Origin of the sequence: Nakamurella lactea DSM 19367 (genome assembly GCF_000426645.1) — a bacterium.
GTDB classification, from domain to species: Bacteria; Actinomycetota; Actinomycetes; order Mycobacteriales; family Nakamurellaceae; genus Nakamurella; species Nakamurella lactea.
In genome coordinates, this window is the sequence record NZ_AUFT01000018.1 from 109640 (window position 1) to 131387 (window position 21748).

19 protein-coding genes are annotated in these 21748 nt (G+C 70.5%); 12 read left to right on the forward strand and 7 right to left on the reverse strand.

The features are described 5' to 3' along the window. Window positions 1-25: 25 nt before the first annotated feature. The 3 genes from pstS to K340_RS0117335 form a co-directional block, all read right to left on the reverse strand. On the reverse strand, window positions 26-1285 hold the full coding sequence (gene pstS, locus K340_RS0117325) for a phosphate ABC transporter substrate-binding protein PstS (RefSeq protein WP_029137630.1): 1260 nt from the start codon (window positions 1283-1285) through the stop codon (window positions 26-28). A gap of 222 nt (window positions 1286-1507) precedes the next feature. Further along, a complete protein-coding gene (mshD, locus tag K340_RS0117330; RefSeq protein ID WP_084614592.1) occupies window positions 1508-2425 on the reverse strand; it encodes a mycothiol synthase in 918 nt (305 codons plus the stop codon). Then, window positions 2422-3114, reverse strand: coding sequence for a winged helix-turn-helix transcriptional regulator (locus K340_RS0117335; protein WP_029137632.1), 693 nt, complete (start codon window positions 3112-3114; stop codon window positions 2422-2424). Before K340_RS0117335 ends, mshD begins: the two co-directional genes overlap by 4 nt. A 175-nt stretch (window positions 3115-3289) precedes the next feature. Here K340_RS0117335 and K340_RS31045 point away from each other — a divergent pair, with 175 nt between their 5' ends. The 3 genes from K340_RS31045 (at window position 3290) to K340_RS0117360 (ending at window position 5856) form a co-directional block, all read left to right on the forward strand. Then, complete coding sequence (locus K340_RS31045) at window positions 3290-4123, forward strand: alpha/beta hydrolase family protein (protein WP_245599598.1); 834 nt, start codon at window positions 3290-3292, stop codon at window positions 4121-4123. A gap of 73 nt (window positions 4124-4196) precedes the next feature. Continuing rightward, entirely contained in the window at window positions 4197-4910 is a 714-nt protein-coding gene (locus K340_RS0117350; protein WP_029137633.1) for an LmeA family phospholipid-binding protein, read from the forward strand. Between the two features lie 109 nt (window positions 4911-5019). Further along, window positions 5020-5856: an FABP family protein gene (locus tag K340_RS0117360; protein WP_084614594.1), complete on the forward strand. Its 837-nt coding sequence runs from the start codon at window positions 5020-5022 to the stop codon at window positions 5854-5856. 7 nt (window positions 5857-5863) lie between these two features. Here K340_RS0117360 and pgm read toward each other — a convergent pair whose 3' ends face one another. From pgm to K340_RS0117375, 3 genes are all read right to left on the reverse strand, one after another. Next, a complete protein-coding gene (gene pgm / locus K340_RS0117365; RefSeq protein WP_037365307.1) occupies window positions 5864-7501 on the reverse strand; it encodes a phosphoglucomutase (alpha-D-glucose-1,6-bisphosphate-dependent) in 1638 nt (545 codons plus the stop codon). A gap of 17 nt (window positions 7502-7518) precedes the next feature. Further along, window positions 7519-8367, reverse strand: coding sequence for an aminotransferase class IV (locus K340_RS0117370; protein WP_037365309.1), 849 nt, complete (start codon window positions 8365-8367; stop codon window positions 7519-7521). Between the two features lie 122 nt (window positions 8368-8489). Beyond that, entirely contained in the window at window positions 8490-9524 is a 1035-nt protein-coding gene (locus tag K340_RS0117375; protein WP_029137637.1) for an ERCC4 domain-containing protein, read from the reverse strand. Window positions 9525-9610: 86 nt separating this feature from the next. On the opposite strand from K340_RS0117375, the gene K340_RS31050 reads away from it, so the two are divergent. Next, window positions 9611-10354 carry a MerR family transcriptional regulator gene (locus K340_RS31050; protein ID WP_051266685.1) on the forward strand — a complete coding sequence of 248 codons (744 nt, stop codon included), beginning with the start codon at window positions 9611-9613 and terminating at the stop codon, window positions 10352-10354. 145 nt (window positions 10355-10499) lie between these two features. After that, window positions 10500-10946, forward strand: coding sequence for a hypothetical protein (locus K340_RS34480; RefSeq protein WP_029137638.1), 447 nt, complete (start codon window positions 10500-10502; stop codon window positions 10944-10946). Here the strand turns inward: K340_RS34480 and coaA are convergent. Next, window positions 10928-11797, reverse strand: a complete 870-nt coding sequence (gene coaA / locus K340_RS0117390; RefSeq protein ID WP_407662237.1) for a type I pantothenate kinase — start codon at window positions 11795-11797, stop codon at window positions 10928-10930. The genes K340_RS34480 and coaA overlap by 19 nt on opposite strands. A gap of 379 nt (window positions 11798-12176) precedes the next feature. Here coaA and tdh point away from each other — a divergent pair, with 379 nt between their 5' ends. The 7 genes from tdh (at window position 12177) to K340_RS0117425 (ending at window position 21747) form a co-directional block, all read left to right on the forward strand. Continuing rightward, window positions 12177-13223: an L-threonine 3-dehydrogenase gene (gene tdh, locus K340_RS0117395; protein ID WP_029137640.1), complete on the forward strand. Its 1047-nt coding sequence runs from the start codon at window positions 12177-12179 to the stop codon at window positions 13221-13223. 166 nt (window positions 13224-13389) lie between these two features. Then, complete coding sequence (locus K340_RS0117400; protein ID WP_029137641.1) at window positions 13390-15192, forward strand: sialidase family protein; 1803 nt, start codon at window positions 13390-13392, stop codon at window positions 15190-15192. Window positions 15193-15268: 76 nt separating this feature from the next. Further along, on the forward strand, window positions 15269-16459 hold the full coding sequence (locus K340_RS0117405) for a glycine C-acetyltransferase (RefSeq protein ID WP_029137642.1): 1191 nt from the start codon (window positions 15269-15271) through the stop codon (window positions 16457-16459). Window positions 16460-16493: 34 nt separating this feature from the next. Next, window positions 16494-17636: a CAF17-like 4Fe-4S cluster assembly/insertion protein YgfZ gene (gene ygfZ, locus K340_RS31060; RefSeq protein WP_084614595.1), complete on the forward strand. Its 1143-nt coding sequence runs from the start codon at window positions 16494-16496 to the stop codon at window positions 17634-17636. 83 nt (window positions 17637-17719) lie between these two features. Further along, complete coding sequence (locus K340_RS0117415; protein WP_029137643.1) at window positions 17720-18712, forward strand: threonine ammonia-lyase; 993 nt, start codon at window positions 17720-17722, stop codon at window positions 18710-18712. Continuing rightward, complete coding sequence (locus K340_RS0117420) at window positions 18709-19572, forward strand: class I SAM-dependent methyltransferase (protein ID WP_051266687.1); 864 nt, start codon at window positions 18709-18711, stop codon at window positions 19570-19572. The genes K340_RS0117415 and K340_RS0117420 overlap by 4 nt, the downstream gene beginning before the upstream one ends. Before the next feature lie 183 nt (window positions 19573-19755). Beyond that, window positions 19756-21747: an elongation factor G gene (locus tag K340_RS0117425; RefSeq protein ID WP_029137645.1), complete on the forward strand. Its 1992-nt coding sequence runs from the start codon at window positions 19756-19758 to the stop codon at window positions 21745-21747. Window position 21748: the final 1 nt, after the last annotated feature.

Genomic DNA, 21748 nt, shown 5'->3' on the forward strand with positions numbered 1-21748 from the left:
TGGGTAGCTGTCGGAACTCCTGCCGTCAGCTCAGGCCGCTGACAGCCGCGATCACCTTGGTCTGGATCTCGGCCGGCAGCGGCGCCGCGCCGACGTCCGTGAGCATGGCCTGGCCGTCCGTCGCGGCGTACCCGAGGAAGCTCTTCAGGGTGTCCAGCTTGTCGCCGTTGTTGGCCGAGCAGGCGATCTCGTAGGTCACCAGGATGATCGGGTAGGCCCCGGCCTGCTTGGTGGCGTAGTCCAGCTCCAGCGACAGGTCCTTGCCGGTGCCGACCACCTTGGCGGCGGACACGGCCTTGCCGGCCGACTCGGCGGTCAGCTCGACGGCGCCGCCGCCGTTGTCGATCTTCGCGACGGTCAGGTTGTCGGCGGTGGCGTAGCCCCACTCGATGTAGCCGATGGCGCCGTCGGTGCCGGCGATCGCCTTGGCGACACCGTCACTGCCGTTGGCACCGGTGCCGCCGTTCGCCTCCCAGGCCTTGCCGCCCTCGTAGGCCCAGTCGGAGTTGGCCTTCAGGTACTTGACGAAGTTCTCGGTGGTGCCGGAGTCCTCGGAGCGGTGCACCGACTGGATCGCGGTGGCCGGCAAGGTGACGTCCGGGTTCGCGGCCTTGATGGCCGCATCGTCCCATGAGGTGATCTTGTCGTCGAAGATGCCGGCCAGGATGGCCGGGGTCAGGGTCAGGCTGTCGACGCCCTGCAGCTTGAAGGCGATCGCGATCGGGCCGGTGACCATCGGCAGGTCGATGGCGTCGGCGCCCTGGCAGCGGTCCTTGGCGGGGCCGGTCTGGTCGTCCTTGAGCGCCGAGTCGGAGCCGGCGAAGTCGGTCTGGTTCGCGGTGAAGTCGGTGATCCCCTTGCCGGAGCCGCCGCCGCCGTAGTCGTTGACCTTGGCGCCGCACTTGGCGTTGTAGGCCTTGATCCAGGCATCGATCGCCTTGCCCTGCGCGGTCGAACCCGAGGACCGGAGTTCACCGGTCGCGCAGGTGAACCCGGCCGCGTCGAAGCTGACGCCGGCGGCTGCGCCGCCCGCGGTGCCCGCGGTGCCCGCGTCCGAGGAGCCCGCTGCGGACGAAGCGCCCGAGGTGGCGGCCCCGGAGGTGGCTACCTCCGCTGAGCCCGCCGCTGACGAAGCGTCCGACGAGGCGGCGGCCTCGGAGGTGGCCGACTGGGTCGCGGCGCTCGACGTCGGGTCGGAAGCCGCGGGATCGGAGCCGCAACCGGCCAGCACCACAGCGGCGGCTGCGATGAATGCGGCGAAGCCGCTGATGCGCGTGATCTTCACGCTGGATCCTCCATGAGTCTGCGTCTGCCAGATGGCACGTCGGGGGTGTCGCCCGGATCCTGTGCGTGCGGACTTCCCGGGCGGCGCGGATAGCCGTTCGGGCTATCCGATCGGTGACGCTATGTGCCCCGGGTAGCCGAACGGATCGTTCTGGGTGAACGGCAGGTGAACGAGCGGTCCCGACCGCCGTTTCGGCCTGTGATCTTCGTCGTCCCGGGCGTATCAGGGCAGGTCGCGGGGCGCGTAGACGACGTCGGTGACGGTGGTCCGGAAGCCGAACCGCCGGTACAGCGCGACGGCCCGCTCGTTGTCACCCTCCACGTACAGCATCACCGTCGGCAGCCCGGCGGCTGCCAGGTGCCGCAGGCCGGCCGCGGTCAGCGGTGCGCCGAGACCGCGGACCGGCGCCTGTGGGTCGACGGCCAGCACGTACACCTCGCCGATCGGTCCCGGCTCCCCGGTACCGGCCTGCGGGGTGGGATCGATCGGGTGCACCTTGGTCCAGTGGAAGCCCAGCACCGTGTCGTCACGATCGACCGCGAGGAAGAACCCGGCCGGGTCGAACCAGTCCTTGGCCATCTCGTCGGCCAGCCCCGCCGCGTCCAGCCGACCCTGTTCCGGGTGCCAGGCAAAGGCCCTGGCGTTCACCCCGAGGAACTGCTGCTCGTCCTGCCCGGGAACGAAGGATCGCAGGCGAATCCCTTGCGGCAGGGGCGCTTCCAACTCCGCGGGCAGCGAGCGGCGCATCTGCAGCAGGGTCCGGACCACCGTCAGCCCTCGGGCGTCGGCCAGTGCCTGCGCGGCCGGCAACTGCCCATGCGCCCAGACCCGGCCGGCCCGTCCGATCGCCGCGTCCAGCAGCCACCCGCCGATGCCGTGGCCACGAGAGTCGGGGTGCACCACCAATTCCGCGGGATCATCGGGCCGGAGCACCGCCACCCCGACGAGCCGGTCGCCGTCCGTCCGGAGCAGGAATTCGTCAGTCCCGGCGGCGGTCAGCGACTCGAGGACGTGGCCGGAGAGCGGAGCCACCCCGTCGACGTCCCTGGCCAGCTCGGCCAGCTGCCGAACCTGTTGGGCAACAGTCGGTTCCACGCCGCGTTGCCACTGCCGCCCGTTCGCCGGTGTCGGATCGGTCATGCCGGGTTGGCCGCCTCGTCCCTGGTCGCGGAGCGCGGCGGCACCATCTTGTAGCCGACGTTGCGCACGGTGCCGATCAACGCCTCGTACTCGGTGCCGAGTTTCGCCCGCAGCCGCCGGACATGCACGTCGACCGTGCGGGTACCACCGAAGAAGTCGTAGCCCCAGACCTCGGTGACCAGCTGCTCGCGGGTGAACACCCGGCCCGGGTGCTGGGCCAGGAACCGCAGCAACTCGAATTCCTTGTAGGTGAGCTCCAGGATCCGGCCGCGCAGCCGGGCGGTGTAGGTGTCTTCGTCGATGCTCAGGTCGCCGACGCTGACCAGTCCGCTGTTCCCACCGACCGACGTCCGGCCGACCAGCAGCCGCAACCGGGCGTGCACCTCGGCGGGGCCGGCGGTGGCCAGCACGATGTCGGCCACCCCCCATTCGGGGCCGACCACCACCATGCCGCCCTCGTTGACCACCGCCAGCACCGGGACCGCGAGTCCCTGCGAGCCGAGCAGCTTGCACAGCGTCCTGGCGCCGGCAAGGTCGTCCCTGGCGTCCACCAGCACCACGTCGTACGGGCCGGCGGTCACCAGCGAGGCCGCCTCGAAGGCAGCGGCGCGCAACGTTACCGGCAGCAGATCGGCGGCCGGCAGGACGGCGACGGGGTCGGACTCGGAGGTCAGCAACAGCACGTCCATGGCTGCCTCCTGCCTGGTCGAGCCGGGTGTCAGGGCATTCTATTTCAGCGGTGTCCGGCGGTTCGGCGCGCACTGCCGAACGGCCGGTTGCCGGCCCGGGTTCCGGGCCGACCCGGCAGCTGACCAACCCGCGGCAGGGATAATCGGTATGACGAGGGACGGGAGGAACCGGTTGATGACCGTTGGCACCGGCCGCCCCGGCCGCACCGGCCGCGCCCGCCTGCCGCCGTACCGGCGGCAGACCCGGCCACCGGGCCCGGCGAACGGGCCCGCCGCCGTACCGATGACGGCCGTCACCAGCGACGGTGTGACGCTCCGCGGGCTGCGGCTGCCCGGGCCGGTCGGTGTCACCTTCGTGGTGGCGCACGGGATGAGCCACTCGACCGCCAGGCCCGCGACCCGCCGGGTGATCGAGCGGCTGGCCGGCCACGGCAGCGTGCTGGCCCTGGACTTCCGCGGCCACGGACGCTCGGCGGGCCGGTCTTCGGTCGGCCGGGACGAGCCACAGGACCTCGACGCCGCGGTCGCACTGGCCCGCGAGCACGCTCCCGGCGATCGAATCGTGCTCGTCGGGTTCTCGATGGGCGGCGCGGTGGCCCTACTGCAGGCGGCCGCCGGCGCGCAACCGGTGGACGCCGCGGTCGCGGTGTCGCCGGCCGCCCGCTGGTACATCCGCGACTCGGCGCAGATGCGCCGGGTGCACTGGATGCTGGAGCACCCGCTCGGGCCGCTGGCCGGTCGCTGGCTGGGTGTGCGGCTGGGCAAGCCCTGGGATGACGTACCGCCCAGCCCGCTCGAGGTGATCGACCGGGTCACGGTGCCGCTGCTGCTGGTCCAGGGCACCGCGGACCGCTATTTCTCCCCCGCCGACACCATCGCCCTGCAGCGCGCCTCCGGCGGGCACGCCCAGCTCTGGATCGAGCCGGGGATGGGCCATGCCGAAACCGGCAGTTCGGATGAGCTGATCGACCGGATAGCGGCCTGGGCCGTCGCCTCCCGAACCCCCTGACCTCGCCCCTGATCTCGCCGCGGAACGGCCCGTTCGTCCGCCGACGGAGTTCGCGGCAGGCACACTGGCAGCTGTGCGCAAGCTTCTGATAACCCTCATCGTGCTGATCCTGCTGGTGATCGGCGCGGACTTCGCCGGCCGGGCGATCGCCGAGTCGAAGGCTGGCGAGGCCATCGCCACCGAAGGCGGCGTCAGCCCGGCGCCCGACGTCGACATCCACGGGATGTCGTTCCTCTGGCAGGCCATCGCCGGCAACTACCAGCACATCACGGTGGCCAGCCACGACCTGAGCACCGGGAAGCTGACCGGCGTGGACGCCACCGTCGAGCTCTACGACGTGCGGCTGACGATTTCCGACGTGCTTGACGGCAACGTCGACAGCCTGACCTCAGGACACGCCGACATCACGGCGAGCATTCCGGCGCCGGTGCTGGCCTCGGTCCTCGAGCAGCAGGAGCTCACCGTCGCGGCGGGTGACAACGGCGCGCTGCGGCTGGGCACCACCGTCGCGGCCGCCGGACAGACCTTCCCGGTGACGATCGACGTGACCCCGACCTACGCCGACGGAACCCTGCGGCTGGGCAACGCGAAGGTGGTGGAGGCGCCGGCCGCGGTGCCGACCGCCCTGACCAACGCGCTGATCAAGGACTTCAGCATCGACCTGCCGCTGACCGGACTGCCGTTCCGGTTGGACTCGGCCACGGCCCGGGTCGACGGGTCGGCGCTGGTGCTGACCGGCTCGGCGCGCGACGTGCAGCTCGGCCAACTGTTGCAGGCCGCCGGGTAAGGTCGCCAGACATGTGGCAGGCCATGTTCACCGCGCTGCTGATCGCCCTCGCCCTGCTGATCGCGGCCGGCGCCGGCTACCTCAGCTACCGGCTTGCCAGGAACGACCGATGAGTGAGCACGAGAGCAAAGACCCCACCCGCCGGCGTAGCGGGGTTGTCCCGCCCGGCGACCAGGAACGGCGTAGCGGGGTTGTCCCGCCCGGCGACCAGGAAGGGCGTAGCGGGGTTGTCCCGCCCGGCGACCAGGAACGGCGTAGCGGGGTTGTCCCGCCCGGCGACCAGGAAGGGCGTAGCGGGGTTGTCCCGGGCAGCGGCGATGCCGCCGTGGCGGCGGCGGCCGCCCGCGCCGCCTCCACCAGGGAGCGGAACATCGCCGACGCCCCCGAGTTGCCGATCCCGGCCGACACCGCGAATGTCCGGCTCGGGCCGGAGATCCACCCCGACTGTCTGAGCCTGTTGCCGCTGGTCGGCGTCTGGCGAGGGACCGGCAGCTACGGCAACGAACCCCTGGCTGACGACGGCGCCACCGGCGCCCACCCGGATTTCGGCCAGCAGATCGTGGTCTCGCACGACGGACGGCCGTTCCTGCGGTTCGAGTCGATCGTCTGGAACCTGCCGCCGGCGATTCGCAGCGACGACGACCCGATGCCGGCATCGCGCGAGGTCGGCTGGCTGCGGCCCCAGCCGGACGGCTCGATCGAACTGCTGCTGGCGCACGCCGAGGGCCGGGTCGAGGTGTTCTACGGCCAGGCCCGCTCGCTGACCGCCTGGGCATTGTCGACCGACGGGGTGCTGCGCACGCCGACCGCGACGCCGGTGATCGGCGCCACCCGGCTCTACGGGATCACTGCCGACGGCCGGCTCGCGTACGTCGAGGAACGCGCCCACACCGACGCCGAGCTGGCCCCGCACTCATCCGCGCTGCTGGAGCGGTTGGTCGGCTGACGCCTGCTCAGCCGGCGAGGGCAGCGGCGACCACCTCGCGGGCCTCGGCCTGCACCAGCGCGAGGTGCTCCGGCCCCTTGAACGACTCGGCGTAGATCTTGTAGACGTCCTCGGTGCCCGACGGGCGGGCGGCGAACCAGGCGTTCTCGGTGACCACCTTGAGCCCGCCGATCGGCGCCCCGTTGCCGGGCGCCGTCACCAGCCGGTCGACGATCTTCTCGCCGGCCAGCGTGTCCGCCTTCACCGCGTCCGCCGACAGCCTGCCGAGCTTGGCCTTCTCGTCCTTGGTGGCCGGCGCGTCCACCCGGGCATAGGCCGCGTCGCCGAACTGTCCGGTGAGTTCGGCGTACCGGGCGCTCGGCGACTTCCCGGTGACCGCCTGGATCTCCGAGGCCAGCAGGTCAAGAAGGATGCCGTCCTTGTCGGTGGTCCAGACCGTGCCGCGGCGCCGCAGGAACGAGGCACCGGCCGACTCCTCGCCGCCGAACCCGATGCTGCCGTCGATCAGGCCCGGGACGAACCACTTGAAGCCCACCGGAACCTCGACCAGCGTCCGGCCCAGCTCGCCGACCACCCGGTCGATCATCGACGAGGAGACCAGCGTCTTGCCGACGCCGGTGCCCGCCGGCCAGTCGGTCCGGTGCCGGTACAGGTAGTCGATGGCCACCGTCAGGTAGTGGTTCGGGTTCATCAATCCGGCGTCGGGGGTGACGATGCCGTGCCGGTCGGCGTCCGCGTCGTTGCCGGTGGCGATGTCGTACCGGCCGGCGTTCGCGACCAGCGACGCCATCGCGTACGGGGAGCTGCAGTCCATCCGGATCTTGCCGTCCCAGTCCAGGGTCATGAAGGCCCAGCGCGGGTCGACGGTAGTGTTCACCACCTCCAGGTCCAGCCGGTGCCGCTCGGCGATGGCTCCCCAGTAGTCGACCGAGGCGCCGCCCAGCGGGTCGGCGCCGATCCGGACCCCGGCCGAGCGGATCGCATCGAGGTCGATCACGTTGTCAAGGTCGCCGACGTAGGAGGACAAGTAGTCGAAGAAGCCGGTGGTGTCGGCGTCGCGGGCGGCCCGGTACTCCATCCGCTGGACACCATCGAGCCGGCTCTCCAGCAGTTCGTTCGCCCTGGCCGCGATCCAGCCGGTGGCGTCGGAATCCGCCGGGCCGCCGTTCGGCGGGTTGTACTTGAAGCCGCCGTCCCGCGGCGGATTGTGCGACGGCGTCACCACGATGCCGTCGGCGAGCTTGCCGGTCCGGCCGCGGTTGGCCTTGAGGATGGCGTGGCTGACGGACGGTGTCGGGGTGTAGCGATCGTTCACGTCGAGCATCACCGTCACCCCGTTGGCGGCCAGTACCTCCAGGGCGGTCCTGGTGGCCGGCTCGGTGAGCGCGTGGGTGTCGCCGGCCAGGAACAGCGGCCCTGTGGTGCCCTGCTGTGCCCGGAACTCGCAGATCGCCTGGGTGATGGCCAGGATGTGGTTGCGGTTGAACGCCGCGTCCAGGCTCGACCCGCGGTGTCCCGAGGTGCCGAACACCACCCGCTGGTCGGGCACGGACGGGTCGGGTTCGATGTCCTCATAGGCGGCGAGGAGGGCATCGACGTCGATCAGATCTCCCGGCTCGGCCGGCTTTCCTGCACGCGGATCCATGCCGCTATTGAACCCCGTCAGCGGCCGTTCGGCGCACCAGGCAGTTCCAGCAGCGCCGCCAGTTCCGCGGTGCGCGGCCCGATCGGCCGGGCCGTGCCGTCGACGCTGACGATCGGCGCCAGGATCCGGGCACTGGACAACAGGTAGGCGCCCCCGGCACTCAGCAGCCGCTCCGTCTCGAACTCGGCCCTGCGGGTGGTCCAGCCGGCCTTCTCGGCGGCGGCGAACAGTCGGCGGACGGTGATGCCGTCCAGGATGCCGTCCCGCGGCGGCGTGGTCAGCGTGTCACCAACGGCCAGCACCACGGTCGCGGTCGGCCCCTCGAGCACGGTCCCGTCGGTGCCGACGAACACCACGTCCTGGTCGCCCAACGACTTGGCGTGCCGGATGGCAGCCATGTTGATCGCGTACGACAACGTCTTCGCGCCGGGCAGCAACCACGGCATCACGACGATTTCCCGACCGGCGAAACCCCTTGGCAGGACCCGGATCCGGACTCCGTCGCGTTGCGCACAGGTGGCCTCGGGCAATGGGCCGCCGGTGACGTAACAGGTGGGGACGTCGGCGTGCTCGGGGCCGCGGGTGGCGATCAGCCTGAGCACCATTTGTCGATCAGGCAGCGGGGTCCAGGCCTGCAGCACCGCGTCGATGCCGCGGCGCCATTCATCATCCGCCGGTAGTTGCAGGTCGATCATCGTCGCCGACACCGCCAGCCGGGCGAGGTGTTCCTCCAGATCACGGGGCACACCGTCGACCACCAAGGTGGTCTCGAAGACACCGTCGCCGCGGAGCACTCCGACGTCGTCCGGTCGTAGCAGCGGTTGGTCGGAAGGATGCAACACGCCATCGAGGGTGGCGACGATCATTTCGGTCACGATCGTCAGCGTAAGCGGGCCCCGCGCCGATCCGTCGCCGCACCCCGGGCTGACGTCGACCCGAGTGCGCGAGGGACATGGTCCGTGACGTGACCCAGCTCCACCGACAGGGTTCAGCCGGCTCCGTCGGTCGCCCGGTGGGCGAGGTGCCAGGCGGCCCAGACCGACGGCTTGAGCCGGCCACGGTCGGGCACCTCGAGGCCGACTTCCCGGGCCCAGCGCCGCACCTCGGCAGTCTCCGGCTCGGGGGCGAGTGGTGCGGCATCAGCCGCGTCGGCAGCTTCGTCGTCAGCTCCGTCGTCAGGTCCGGCGAAAGTCCGCACGGCGATGTCCGGCCGAAGACTGATCGCGGCCTCGGTCTCGGCCCAGACCCTGGCGGCGCCCAGGAACCGGTAGGTCCACTCGGCCGCCAAGGTCCTGGTCTCGCAGAAAACGATCGGCACGTTCGGGTAGCGCACCTGCAGCTCGGCCAGCCCCTCGGCGACCACCGCCGGCCGGATGACGTCGAGCTTGAACACCGCCGAGTACCGCTCCTCCACCACCACCGCGGCCCGCGGTAGCGCCGCCAACTCACCGAGGGCGAACCGCAGCTTGCCGTTGGTCAGGCTGGACACCAGGTCCGGCAACGACTTCCGCTCCACCGAGGCGACCAGCCGGCCGCCCTCGATCAGCCCGTAGTCCCCGCACGGTAGCGCCCGCCGGACGGTGGTCGCCTGCCGGTCGGCGAACGTGTACGGGTACCGCTCATGCGCGTCGACCACGATCTGCAGGTCCGTCAGCCCCGATGCCCTGGCGGTCGGCACCCGCACGTTCGGGCGGGCCTGCTTGCGGGTCCGCGGTGCCTGCCAGAACACCACGTCGCGGCCCCGCGCCTTCGTATAGACGATCTGCGAACGACTCTCCCGGCCGCGGTCGGCGATCAGGTCGATCGCCGCCCCGCGTCGGATGCAGGATCGCAGGGCGACCCGCTCGACGATCTCCGGTTCTTCCGGCCACTCGTCGGCCGACACGGAATAACAGAACAGTGCCTTGGTCCGCGGCCAGGTGTCGCTGGTCCGAAAGACCGTGCCCCCGGCCAGCGGCAACCTGATCAGGAATCCCAGCCGGGAATCCGGTGACGGGTTGCGTGCGATCAGCAATTCGCTCACGACGGCAGCCTACGGCCGGCTGCGCGATCCAACCGATTCCGTCCGGTTCTTGACATTGACGCGGCGTCAACGTTCATCATCGGTGCATGCGGATCGGCGAATTGGCGGCGTTGGCGGGGGTGAGCACCAGGGCGGTGCGCCACTACCACGCCAGCGGGGTGCTGCCGGATGCCGCGCGCCGGTCCAACGGCTACCGCGACTACACCGCCGCCGACCTGATCCGGCTGCTGCGCGTGGTCCGGCTGACCGCGCTCGGACTGACCCTGGCCGAGGTCAGGTCCGTGCACGCAGATGAACAGGACCTGCGGGTGCTGCTGGCCGATGTGGTGGCCGATCTCGCCGAACAGCAGGCGACCCTGGACCGGCAGCGCGCGGACCTGCTGGCGCTGATGGCCTCCGACCACGACCTGACCTCCTCCCCAGGAGTGGCCGCGTTGCTCGTCGAACTGGCCGCCGTGGCGCCCGAGGTCGCCGGGCGGTCGAGCGAGCGGACATTGCTGGAGCTGATGCGCGCCGGCAGCACCGATACCGAGTTCGCCGAGTTCGCCGGCGCCTATCGGGACTCGCTGCGGGATTCCGAAGCGGTGGCCACCGGCCGCCGGATCGACCGGCAGCTGGCGGAGCTGGCCGACGCGGATCCGGGCGATCCGCGCCTCGAGGCGGTTGCCGCCGAGCTGGCCGCGGTCGGACGTCAGCACTTCGGCTCGATGACGGCCGCCGGATCCGCACTCGCCTGGGAGCTTGCCCTCGACACCATGACCCCCGCCCAGCGCCGCTGCCTGGAACTGGCCGCCGAAGCCTTCGAAACCGAAACCGGATCGACGTCATGAGCTTCCCGCCGCAATGGTTGCTCGCCACCGGCCGGCAGCTTCGGGATGCGCTCGCCTGGGCCAGGGCCACCGCGACATCCCGCCGGGCGCAACGGCTATCGCCTATGGCCGATCGACGACCACCTTCCTCTGGGTCATCATCGCGATGACGGCGGTGGAGACAGCGATCGTCGAGCTGGCGGTGCCGTGGTGGTGGCTGCGGGTCGCGCTCGCCGTGGTGTGCATCGGCAGCCTGCCGCTGATGGCCGGGATGGTGGCCGGCTATCGGATCCGCCCGCATCTGCTGACCGAACGGTCCCTGTTGGTGCGGTGCGGCAACGCGATGGAGGTTCAGATCCCGCTGTCGTTGATCGCCTCGATCGGCACCACCCTCGGCACCCCGCCGCGGCGGCCCGGCGTGGTCGGCCGTGCCCTGGAGTTGGGCATCGGCACCACCGACGTGGTGATCACCCTGCGGTCGCCGCAGCAGGTTCCGGCCGACGAGTCAGGGGCAACGGCAGAGGTTGACCGGATCCGGTGCTCGGCCGACGACCCCGGCACGTTCGTCCGGCTGATCTCCGATGCGCTCTCGCGTCAGAGCTTGCGCAGGTAGATCTTCTCCACCGCGTGCTGAGGGCCCTTGCGGAGCACCAGGTGCGCCCTGGCCCTGGTCGGCAGGATGTTCTCCCGCAGGTTGGGCTCGTTGATCGAGCGCCAGATGCCGGTGGCCAGTTCCACTGCCTGGCCGTCTGTGAGCGCCGAGAACCGGTGGAAGAACGAGTCTGGATCGGCGAAAGCGGTGCGGCGCAACGACAGGAAGCGCTCCACGTACCAGCGTTCGATGTCGTCCGGCGATGCGTCGACATAGATGGAGAAGTCGAAGTAGTCGCTCACCACCTGGGCTCCGGTGGCCGCCTCGCTGGCCCTGGCCGGCTGCAGCACGTTCAGCCCCTCGACGATCAACACATCGGGATGACGGACCACGACCTCGTCATCCGGCACGATGTCGTAGGTCAGGTGGTCGTACTTCGGCGCTCGCACCTCGGTCGCCCCCGACTTGACCTCGGCAACGAAGTTGAGCAGCGCCCGCCGGTCGTACGACTCGGGAAAACCCTTGCGGTTCATCAGGTCCCGCCGCTCCAACTCGGCGTTCGGGTAGAGGAACCCGTCGGTGGTGAGCAGTTCCACCCTGGGGGTGTCCGGCCAGCGGGCCAGCAACTCGCGCAGCACCCTGGCGGTGGTGGACTTGCCGACCGCGACCGATCCGGCCACGCCGATGACGAACGGGGTGCGTTCGGCGCGTTCGCCCAGGAAGGTGGAGGTGATCTTGTGCAGGACGCCGGTGCCGGCCACGTACAGGCTCAGCAGCCGCGACAGCGGCAGGTAGATCTGCTCGGCCTCCCCCGAATCGATCGGGTCGGTGAGGCCACCGAGCCTGGTGACCTCCTCCTGGGTCAGCGTCATCTCGGTCTGCTGACGCAACCCGGCCCATTCGGCCCGGTCCAGTTCCAGGTACGGGCTGACGCCGTTGGCGCCGCCCAACTCCCGGACCGGCGCGTCGGACGGCGGTGGGACCACCGGATCGATCCCGGCCAGCTGGGCCAACTCGTCGGCGACGACCCTGTTCGGGTTGTTCACAACGATCCAGCGATCGTCGGGCCGAAGGTTCGGCGTGGGCGATCGTTCGGGGTGGAACTTCGCGATGGGCGCTCACCCGAGGGAACAACCCGAACCTTGAAGACGACATTGTCTGGTGCCATAGCCAGCGATTGTGCACGGTGCACGGGCCCGATGGTGCCCGGCCGACTGTGAACTATCGCACCCGACAGGACACAATGTGCCGGTGCGAGCACTCTTCAAGGCGACCGCGGCGCCTGGCTTCGAGATGACCGAACGACCCGAACCCGAGGCCGGCCCAGGCGAGGTGAAGATCCGGGTGCTGCGTACCGGGATCTGCGGCACCGACCTGCACATCCACCGCTGGGACGGCTGGGCACAGGGCGCGATCCACCCGCCGCTGATCCCCGGGCACGAGTTCTGCGGCGAGGTGGTGGATCTCGGCGAGGGCGTCCAGGACGTGCGGCTGGGCGATTTCGTCTCCGGCGAGGGGCACATCGTCTGCGGCACCTGCCGCAACTGCCGGGCCGGTCGGCGGCACCTGTGCATCCGCACCTCCAGCATCGGGGTCGACCGCGACGGCGCGTTCGCCGAGTTCGTGGTGATTCCGGAGACCAACGTCTGGGTGCACAAGAAGCGACTCGACGACGCTTCCGGGGTCGACCTGGACATCGGCGCGATCTTCGACCCGTTCGGCAACGCGGTGCACACCGCGTTGAGTTTCCCGCTGGTCGGCGAGGATGTGCTGATCACCGGCGCCGGCCCGATCGGGTTGATGGCCGCGGCGGTGGCCCGCAAGGTCGGCGCCCGGTTCGTGGTGATCACCGACGTCAGCGAGCCGCGGCTGGCGCTGGCCCGGCAGCTCGGGGTCGATCTGGCGGTGAACGTCGCCGACACCCAGGTGTCCCAGGCGCAGGCCGAACTGGGCATGGTCGAGGGCTTCGACGTGGCCATGGAGATGTCCGGCAACCCGGCCGCGCTGCCGGAGATCATCGCCAACCTCAACCACGGCGGGCGGATCGCCATGCTGGGGCTGCCCAGCCAACCGATCCAGATCGACTGGGCGAAGGTGGTGAGCCACATGATCACCATCCGCGGCATCTACGGCCGGGAGATGTTCGAGACCTGGTACGCGATGAGCTCGCTACTGCGCTCCGGACTGGACATCTCGCCGGTGATCACCGACCGGTTCCCGGCCTCGCAGTGGCAGGCAGGGTTCGACGCAGCCGCCCACGGCACCGGCGGCAAGGTGGTCCTCGACTGGACGGTGTGACGGTCGGCCGCCGACTTCCCGGGGACTATTGACCCGCCGAAACACCGGGCCTAGCTTGAACATCGATGCTCTGGCATCACCCGCACGCGACGGCCCATCTGGTCGAGGACGTGACCCACCAGGCCACGTAGGGTGCCCCGCTGCCTCCATACCCAGGAGGTTGTCCATGAGAAAGATCCTGACCCTGTCCGCCGGCGCGGCCGTCATCGCCGCGTTGCTGTTGGCCGGCCCGCCCGCCAACGGTGCGTCCAACGGCGGTGCATCCAGCACCGCGCCGGCGTCCGCACCCAAGTACGACATCTCGACCCTGGCCGGAAAGGTTGCCTCGCTGCACGGCACCGCCGGCCTGCAGATCCGATTCTCGGCCTATCTGGAGGAAGAGGCCGAAGAGGATTCCGCACCGACGGCGCCGCCGATCACCCCGATCAACATCCTGAGCAGCCCGCTGGACGGCACCTCGATCACCCCACCGGCCGTCACGGTGAACCAGGACACCGCCGCCGCCCCGCAGAACGAGACGGCGATCGCCGTCGACCCGAACAACCCGCACCGGGTGGTGGCCGCCGCCAACGACTACGTGACCCGCAGTTGGACCTGCACCATCGCCGGTACCCCGTGCAGCGCCCTCGGCGACGGCTACTCCGGCACCTACTACTCGAACAACGGCGGCACCACCTGGTGCTGCACGTCTTCCGACCCTGCTCATCTCGGCACGCTGATCCCGGGCGTCAACCGGCTGGCCGGCGGCCAGTACGACGCCGGTGGCGACCCGGCGCTGGCCTTCGACAGTCGCGGCACCGTCTACTACGCCGGTCTCGGCTTCAACCGGACCAGCGCACCGAACACGGTCGCGGTGAACCGGGGCACCTTCGACGGCGCCGGCGCCCTGCACTGGAGCGCACCGACGTTGATCAACCCGACGACGTCACCGGCGACGCTGAACGACAAGGAGTGGATCGCGGCCGACGCGTCGACCAGCAGCCCCTTCCGCGACCGGGTCTACGTCACCTGGACCCGGTTCATCTTCAATGCGCACAACGGCAACTACGTCCAGTCGCCGATCTTCTTCGTCTCCTCCTCCGACGGTGGGCGGACCTTCACCACTCCCGCATCGATCAGCCGGAATGTGCTGTACGACCAGGGATCTCGGCCCGTTGTCGGCCCGGACGGCACGGTATACGTGTTCTTCGAAGGGTCGACGAGACAGGCCACCGCCAGTTCCACCTACGTGGTTCGCTCGACCGACGGCGGGGCGAGTTGGGATGCACCGCATGCCATCGCCACCGTGGCGGACAGCCATGTACTGACCGACACCGCGTTCCGGGACAACAGCTTCCCGGCCGCGGCGGTCGCCCCGAACGGTGACCTCTACGCCACCTGGACGACGATGATCGGGAACGTCTCGACGGCCGTCTACAGCAGGTCGACCGATCGCGGCGCCACCTGGACGGCGCCCGCTCGGGTCTTCGCCGCCGCGAACCGAATGCCGGTCGGCTATCCGGCCACGCAGCCCGGCGGCGGCACACTGGCGGCGCCGACGCCGGCCGGCGCGGTGGAGGACATCTTCCCGGCCGTCGATGTCGGTACCAACGGTCACGTCTATTTCGGCGCCTACCGCGGCGACGTGGTCTCGCCGTGGCAGACCTGCCAGGTCGAGCAACCGGCTCCGGTCGGCCGGATCACCTGCGACACGCTGGGTCCGTACATCCACAACACCAGGCTCGACTACGTGGTGACGGATCTGAGCAGCACCTCGACGGTGAGCACTCAGCCGATCAACACCCGCTACGGGTTCGGCGGCGGCTTCTTCGGCGACTACACCGATCTGGCGGTCGGGTCCGACGGCATGTTCCACGCACTCTGGACCGATAGCAACAATGTCCAGACGGTGGTGTGGTTCTACGGCGCCGAGTTCACACCCAGCCAGATCCACCAGGAGGACGTCGCGCACGCCGCCGGCCACCTCTGACCGCCGTCGCTGGAAGACCGGACGCCGTCCTTCGGTACTGTGACGGCGTCCGGCCAGCCAACCCCGGGAGGATCCGATGTACGGAACGGTTCGCGAGCAGCTCGAGGCCACCCTCACCGAGATTCGCGACGCCGGCCTGTACAAGGCAGAGCGGCAGCTCGGCGGACCGCAGGCGGCGACGGTGAGCGCCGGCGGCGCCCGGGTGCTGAACTTCTGCGCCAACAACTATCTCGGGCTGGCCGATCATCCGGCGGTGCTCGACGCTGCTCGAAACGCGTTGGACGACTGGGGATTCGGCATGGCCAGCGTCCGGTTCATCTGCGGCACCCAGACCCAGCACGCCGACCTGGAGAACGCGATCGCGGAGTTCCTGCACACCGACGCGGCGATCCTGTACTCGTCCTGTTTCGACGCCAACGGTGGTCTGTTCGAGGTGCTGCTCGGGCCGGACGACGCGGTGATTTCCGACGAGCTGAACCACGCATCGATCATCGACGGTATCCGGCTGTGCAAGGCCCAGCGGTACCGCTACAAGAACCGGGACATGGCCGACCTCGAGCAGCAGCTGATCGCCGCCGGCGGCGCCGGCCGGCGGTTGATCGTCACCGACGGGGTGTTCTCGATGGACGGCTATCTGGCGCCGCTGGACGAGATCTGCGATCTGGCCGAGAAGTACGACGCGTTGGTGATGGTCGACGATTCGCATGCGGTCGGATTCGTCGGCCCCGGCGGGGCCGGCACCCCCGAGCTGTTCGGCGTGCAGGACAGGGTGGACATCGTCTCCGGCACCCTCGGCAAGGCCCTCGGCGGAGCCTCCGGCGGCTACCTGGCAGCCCACCAGGCGATCGTCGACCTGCTGCGACAACGGTCCCGGCCGTACCTGTTCTCCAACGCCGTCGCACCGCCTGTCGTGGCCGGTTCGCTCGCCGCCCTGCAGCTGATCGCCGGGGGTGACGAACAACGGAAGACCTTGCGGGCGAACACCGAGCTGTTCCGCGAGCTGATGGCCGAGGCAGGCTTCGACCTGCTGCCCGGCGAGCACCCGATCACCCCGGTGATGTTCGGCGACGCCAAGCTGGCCGGCCGGATCGCCGACGCGATGCTGCAGCTGGGGGTGTACGTGATCGCCTTCTCCTACCCGGTGGTGCCGCAGGGCAAGGCCCGGATCAGGGTGCAACTGTCGGCGGCGCATTCCGCCGACGACGTGCGGCGCTGCGTCGAGGCGTTCGTGGCGGCCAGGGCGCAGGTGACGGCGGACGCCGGCTGACCTGGTCGGAATCGGCCACGCCTACCATGGGGTCATGAGTTCCGCTCTGCTCGACCTGCCAGGTGCCGTTTCCAGGGTGACGCAGCCCGGCGGGCTGCAAAAGGGCATCCAAGGCCTCGTGCAGCACGAGACCGCCGCAACGTCCGACCCGGACGACGCCATCGCCTGGCACTACGGCGACCCGATCGGTGAACAACGAGCCGCGGAGGATCGGTCGGCGCTGTTCGACCTGTCGCACAGGGAAGTGCTGGCGATCACCGGCGAGGACCGGTTGAGCTGGCTGCACACCCTCACCACCCAGGCACTGGACACCGCCACCGACGGCACGGTGACGCAGGCGCTGCTGCTCTCGCCGACCGGTCACGTCGAGCACCAGATGGGGGTGACGGTGCTCGGTGACACCGTCTACCTGGACACCGAGCCCGGCCGCGGCGAGGCGCTGCGCGCGTTTCTGGAGTCGATGAAGTTCTGGTCCAAGGTGGAGATCGGCGAGACCGACCTCGGGCTGCTGCGGATCACCGGACCGGAGCGCGCCTTCGCCGGCGCCCCGGAGATCGGCGCCGCGTCGCTTCCCGAGATCGACGGGTTCGGCCGGGTGTCCGGTACCGCGATCGAGATCGCGGTACCGGCGGGTCGGATCGGGGCGGTGGCGGCCGGCATCGTGGCTGCCGGCACCCGGGCCGCCGGCAGTTGGGCGGCCGACGCGCTACGCATCCCCACCAGGGAACCCCGACTGGGCATCGACACCGACGAACGGACCATCCCGAACGAGACCGGATGGCTGGAATCGGCGGTGCACCTGAACAAGGGCTGCTACCGCGGTCAGGAGACGGTGGCCAGGGTCAACAACCTCGGCCGACCCCCTCGGCGGCTGGTGATGTTGAACCTGGACGGCAGCGTCGACCGGTTGCCCGCCAACGGATCCGCCGTACTCACCGTGGACGGCGGCCGGCAGGTCGGCCGGGTCGGCAGCGTCGGCTACCACCATGAGCTCGGGCCGATCGCGCTCGCCCTGATCAAGCGCACGCTGCCGGTCGACACCCCGCTGCTGGCCGACGGGGTCGACGCGCTGATCGACCCGGACGGCTACGCCGACGCCGCCGACAGCGGCACCGAAGGCGGATCTCCGCGCTCGGCGATCGACCGCAAGGCGCTGCCGAACATCCGCCGCCGCTGACGACCGATCCTCGGTCAACACTCGTCATACCCGACCGCATTGACCGCCTCCACCCGCGCAGCAGCCAGACAACAGGGAGCAGCATGTCCGACACGGTGACCACCGACCTGGTAACCATCGATGAGATCCACGCCGCCGCCCGGCGAATCGCCGGCCATGCGCTGCGGACCCCGCTGTTGCCGGCGCCCTGGGCCGACACTGCCGGGGCAGGATCGGACGCCGATGCCCAGTTGTGGTTGAAAGCCGAACTGCTGCAACCGATGGGCGCCTTCAAGATCCGCGGCGCGATCAACGCGATCGCGGCGCTCGATCCGGCGGTGCGGGCCGGCGGAGTACTCGCCCACTCGTCCGGCAACCATGCGCAGGCAGTCGCGTTGGCGGCGAAGTTCTTCGGCATCGACGCGCACATCGTGATCCCGGACAACGCGCCGCCACGGAAGATCGCCGCCACCGAGGCCCTCGGCGCCACCGTCGAGCTGGTCCCGCTGCAGCAGCGGTTCACCCGGCCGCTGGAGATCCAGGCCGAGACCGGTAAGCCGATGATCCCGCCGTACGATGACCGGAACGTCATCGCCGGGCAGGGCACCATCACCCTCGAGATCGCCGAAGAAGCACCGGATGTCGCCGTCATCCTGGTCCCGGTGTCCGGCGGCGGTCTGATCTCCGGCATCGCCGCGGCGGCCGCCGCCGTGCTGCCGAACGCGAAGGTGATCGGCGTCGAGCCGGAACTGGCCGGCGACGCCGCCGCATCGTTCGCGGCCGGTGAGAAGCTCACCTGGAAACCCGAGCAGACGGCCCGCACGATCGCCGACGGCCTGCGCACCTTCAGCGTCGGAGACCTGCCGTGGCAACACATCCGGGCCCAGGTGCACGACATCATCACCGTCACCGAGGACGAGATCCGGGACGCCACCCGGCAGCTCACCCTGCGGGCGCACCTGGCGTCCGAGCCCAGCGGCGCGGTGGCCACCGCCGCACACCTGCATCACAGTGCCCAGCTGCCGCCCGGCAAGCGGGTCGCCATCGTCTCCGGTGGGAACATCGATCCTGCGGTGCTGCGCGACATCCTGTCGTGACCGATCTGCGGGAGCCGAGCCGGACGGCCCTCGGCGCCGCCAGGCACCGGGCGACCCATCAGATCGTCGAACGGGGCCGTACCTTCGCCGACCCGTTGGCCCACCGCATCGTCGGCCTGTCCGCACCGGAGCTGCTGGCCGAGGACCGGGCACATCCCGAACGGCGCCGGATGCGGCTGTTCATCGCCGCCCGCAGTCGATTCGCCGAGGACGCGCTGGCCGCCGCGGTCGACGGCGGCGTTCGTCAGCTCGTGGTACTCGGCGCCGGCCTTGACACCTTCGGCTACCGCAATCCGTATCCAGGGCTGCGGGTGTTCGAGGTCGATCACCCCGCCACCCAGGCCTGGAAGCGGGCCCGACTGGCCGATGCCGGTATCGACGTCCCCGGTTCGGTTCGGCACCTTCCGGTCGACCTCGAACGCGACGAGCTGATGCCGGCCCTGCTGACCGGCGGCGTCGATCCCGGCGCCCCGCTGTTCGTCAGCTGGCTCGGCGTCGTGCCGTACCTGACCTCCGAGGCAATCATCGGCACGCTGGCCGCCATCGGCCGCCTGCCGGGCGCGCACCTGGTGTTCGACTACGCCAATCCGGCGGACGAGCTCACCCCACGGCAGCGCGCCGACCGGGATCGCCGGGCGGCCAACGTGGCTTCGGTCGGCGAACCGTGGCGAACCCACTTCGGCACCGCCGACCTTCATCAGTTGTTGCGGGCCAACGGCTTCACCGTTGCCGACGACCTCGGCCCGACCGAGATCGCGGTTCGCTACTTCGGTGCCCCGGCCGACACCGCGAGCCGGCCGGGCGGCCACGTCGTTCATGTTGTCGCCGCCGGCCGGGTCGCGGCCGAAGACCTCCGCTGAGCCCGGCACCACCTACTGCGTGACTCCCGGGTCGACAGCCATCCGGGCCGCGCACCGAAAACCGTTCGCCCTGGCCGTCGGCAACATGTCATTCTCGGCGCAGATCGACCCGACTTCCAGGAGACGACATGCGAGCAGCTTCCACGCCCCGGACCCCCTTCCGTCCCAGTGTGGAGCTGACCCTTGTCCCCTGCGCCGCCGGTACCGCCGCGGTACCTCAATCTCGGCATCGTCGCGCACGTTGATGCCGGCAAGACCAGCCTGACCGAGCGCCTGCTCTACGAAGCCGGCGCCATCGAGGCGCCCGGCAGCGTCGATGCCGGCACCACCAGCACCGATTCGATGGAGCTTGAGCGCCGCCGCGGGATCACCATCCGTGCCGCCGTCACCTCGTTCGCGATCGGCGGGCTGTCCGTCAACCTGTTGGACACCCCCGGCCATCCGGACTTCATCGCCGAGGTCGAACGCTCCCTCGGGGTGCTCGACGCGGCCGTGCTGGTGCTCTCCGCCGTCGAGGGTGTGCAGCCGCAGACCGTCGTCATCTGGCGTGCGCTGCAACGCATCGGCGTGCCGACGGTGTTGTTCGTCAACAAGATCGACCGATCCGGGGCCGATGTCGGCGCCGTGCTGGACCAGGTCCGGCGCCGCCTCACCCCGCAGCTGGTCGAGTTGGCCCGGCCGGTCGACCAGGGCACCCGCGGCGCCGCCGTCGCCGGCGTGCCGGTCACCAACGAGGCGGTGCTGGCCGCCGTCGCCGAGACCGACGACGGCGTGCTGGCCCGCTGGGCGGCCGGCGAACCGGCCCGCCGCCGCCAGGTGCTGCGCGCCTTGCGGGCCGGGGTCCGCCGCCGCACCCTGACACCGGTGCTCGTCGGGTCGGCGATCACCGGCGCCGGCACGGCCGAACTGCGGCGGGTGCTCGTCGAGCTCCTTCCGCCGGCCGCGAACGACGACGGTCCGCCGGCCGGCACCGTCTTCGCGCTGGACCGCGACGACCGCGGCCGGCGCGCCTGGATCCGGCTCTGGTCGGGTCGGCTGCGGGTCCGCGACCGGATCAGCATCGGCGGACGACCGGCCACAACGCTCACCGAGGTGGCGGTCAGCGAACCCGGCGGTGCACGGGTTCGCCGGGTCGCCGGCGCCGGTCAGATCGCCGTACTGCGTGGCCCGACGGCGCGGATCGGCGACACGGTCGGGCGGCCGCCGCTGCGACGCACGCACCGCTTCGCCCCGGCCACCCTGCAGGCCATCGTCGAGCCCGAGGACCCGTCCCGGCGGATGGCGATGTTCGCCGGGTTGACCGAGCTGGCCGAGGAGGACCCACTGATCGACCTGCATCTGGACGACAGTCCCGGTGATGGCGGGCAATCGGCAGTCGTCAGCCTGCACGGCGAGGTGCAGAAGGAGGTGATCGCGGCGCTGCTGGCCGATCGGTACGGCGTCCGGGCGCGATTCTCCGAGACATCGGTGGTCTGTCTGGAGCGGGTGATCGGCACCGGAACCGCGGTCGATCGGATCCGGCAGAACGACAATCCCTATCTGGCCGGGATCGGCCTGCGCATCGAGGCGGCGTCGCTCGGTCACGGCATCGAGTTCTCCCCCGGCATCGAGCGCGGCAACCTGCCACCGGCGTTCATCAACGCCACCGAGGAAGGGGTGCGCAGGGCACTGCGGCAGGGGCTGCACGGCTGGACCGTGACCGACTGCCGGGTGACGATGACGGCGTCACAGTACTGGCCACGACAGAGCCGGCCGCACCAGAAATTCGACAAGTCGATCTCCAGCGTCGCCGCCGACTTCCGGCACCTGGCGCCGGTGGTCCTGATGGCCGCGCTGCGGCGGGCGGACACCGTGGTGTGCCGACCGGTCGACCGGTTCGATCTGGACGTGCCGGACCGGATGGTCCCGGTGGTGACGCCGGTGCTCGGTCGGCTGGGCGCGGCAGTCATGGACACCTCGGTCGGCGGCGGCTACACCCGGCTGGTGGGGCACCTGCCGTCAGCCGCGGTGCCCGACCTGGCCGCCCGGCTGCCGGACCTGACCAGCGGGGAGGGAGTGCTGGTGACTCGGCTGGACCATCACGCCCCGGTGCCCGACCGGCACCCGCCGACCCGAATGCGCACCGGACCTGACCCGTTCGACCGGCAGCGGTGGTTCCAGCTGGTGCCGCGCTGAG

What these genes read in the sequence shown, in the direction of transcription:
- K340_RS0117370 (WP_037365309.1), bottom strand. Translation starts at nt 8,367, where the DNA reads ATGATCGTCGCCACCCTCGATGGCGTGTTGCATCCTTCCGACCAACCG.
- K340_RS31050 (WP_051266685.1), top strand. Translation starts at nt 9,611, where the DNA reads ATGCGGATCGGCGAATTGGCGGCGTTGGCGGGGGTGAGCACCAGGGCG.
- K340_RS0117415 (WP_029137643.1), top strand. Translation starts at nt 17,720, where the DNA reads ATGTCCGACACGGTGACCACCGACCTGGTAACCATCGATGAGATCCAC.
- K340_RS0117335 (WP_029137632.1), bottom strand. Translation starts at nt 3,114, where the DNA reads ATGGACGTGCTGTTGCTGACCTCCGAGTCCGACCCCGTCGCCGTCCTG.
- ygfZ (WP_084614595.1), top strand. Translation starts at nt 16,494, where the DNA reads ATGAGTTCCGCTCTGCTCGACCTGCCAGGTGCCGTTTCCAGGGTGACG.
- K340_RS0117400 (WP_029137641.1), top strand. Translation starts at nt 13,390, where the DNA reads ATGAGAAAGATCCTGACCCTGTCCGCCGGCGCGGCCGTCATCGCCGCG.
- pgm (WP_037365307.1), bottom strand. Translation starts at nt 7,501, where the DNA reads ATGGATCCGCGTGCAGGAAAGCCGGCCGAGCCGGGAGATCTGATCGAC.
- K340_RS0117405 (WP_029137642.1), top strand. Translation starts at nt 15,269, where the DNA reads ATGTACGGAACGGTTCGCGAGCAGCTCGAGGCCACCCTCACCGAGATT.
- coaA (WP_407662237.1), bottom strand. Translation starts at nt 11,797, where the DNA reads ATGACGCTGACCCAGGAGGAGGTCACCAGGCTCGGTGGCCTCACCGAC.
- mshD (WP_084614592.1), bottom strand. Translation starts at nt 2,425, where the DNA reads ATGACCGATCCGACACCGGCGAACGGGCGGCAGTGGCAACGCGGCGTG.
- K340_RS34480 (WP_029137638.1), top strand. Translation starts at nt 10,500, where the DNA reads ATGACGGCGGTGGAGACAGCGATCGTCGAGCTGGCGGTGCCGTGGTGG.
- K340_RS0117360 (WP_084614594.1), top strand. Translation starts at nt 5,020, where the DNA reads ATGAGTGAGCACGAGAGCAAAGACCCCACCCGCCGGCGTAGCGGGGTT.
- K340_RS31045 (WP_245599598.1), top strand. Translation starts at nt 3,290, where the DNA reads ATGACCGTTGGCACCGGCCGCCCCGGCCGCACCGGCCGCGCCCGCCTG.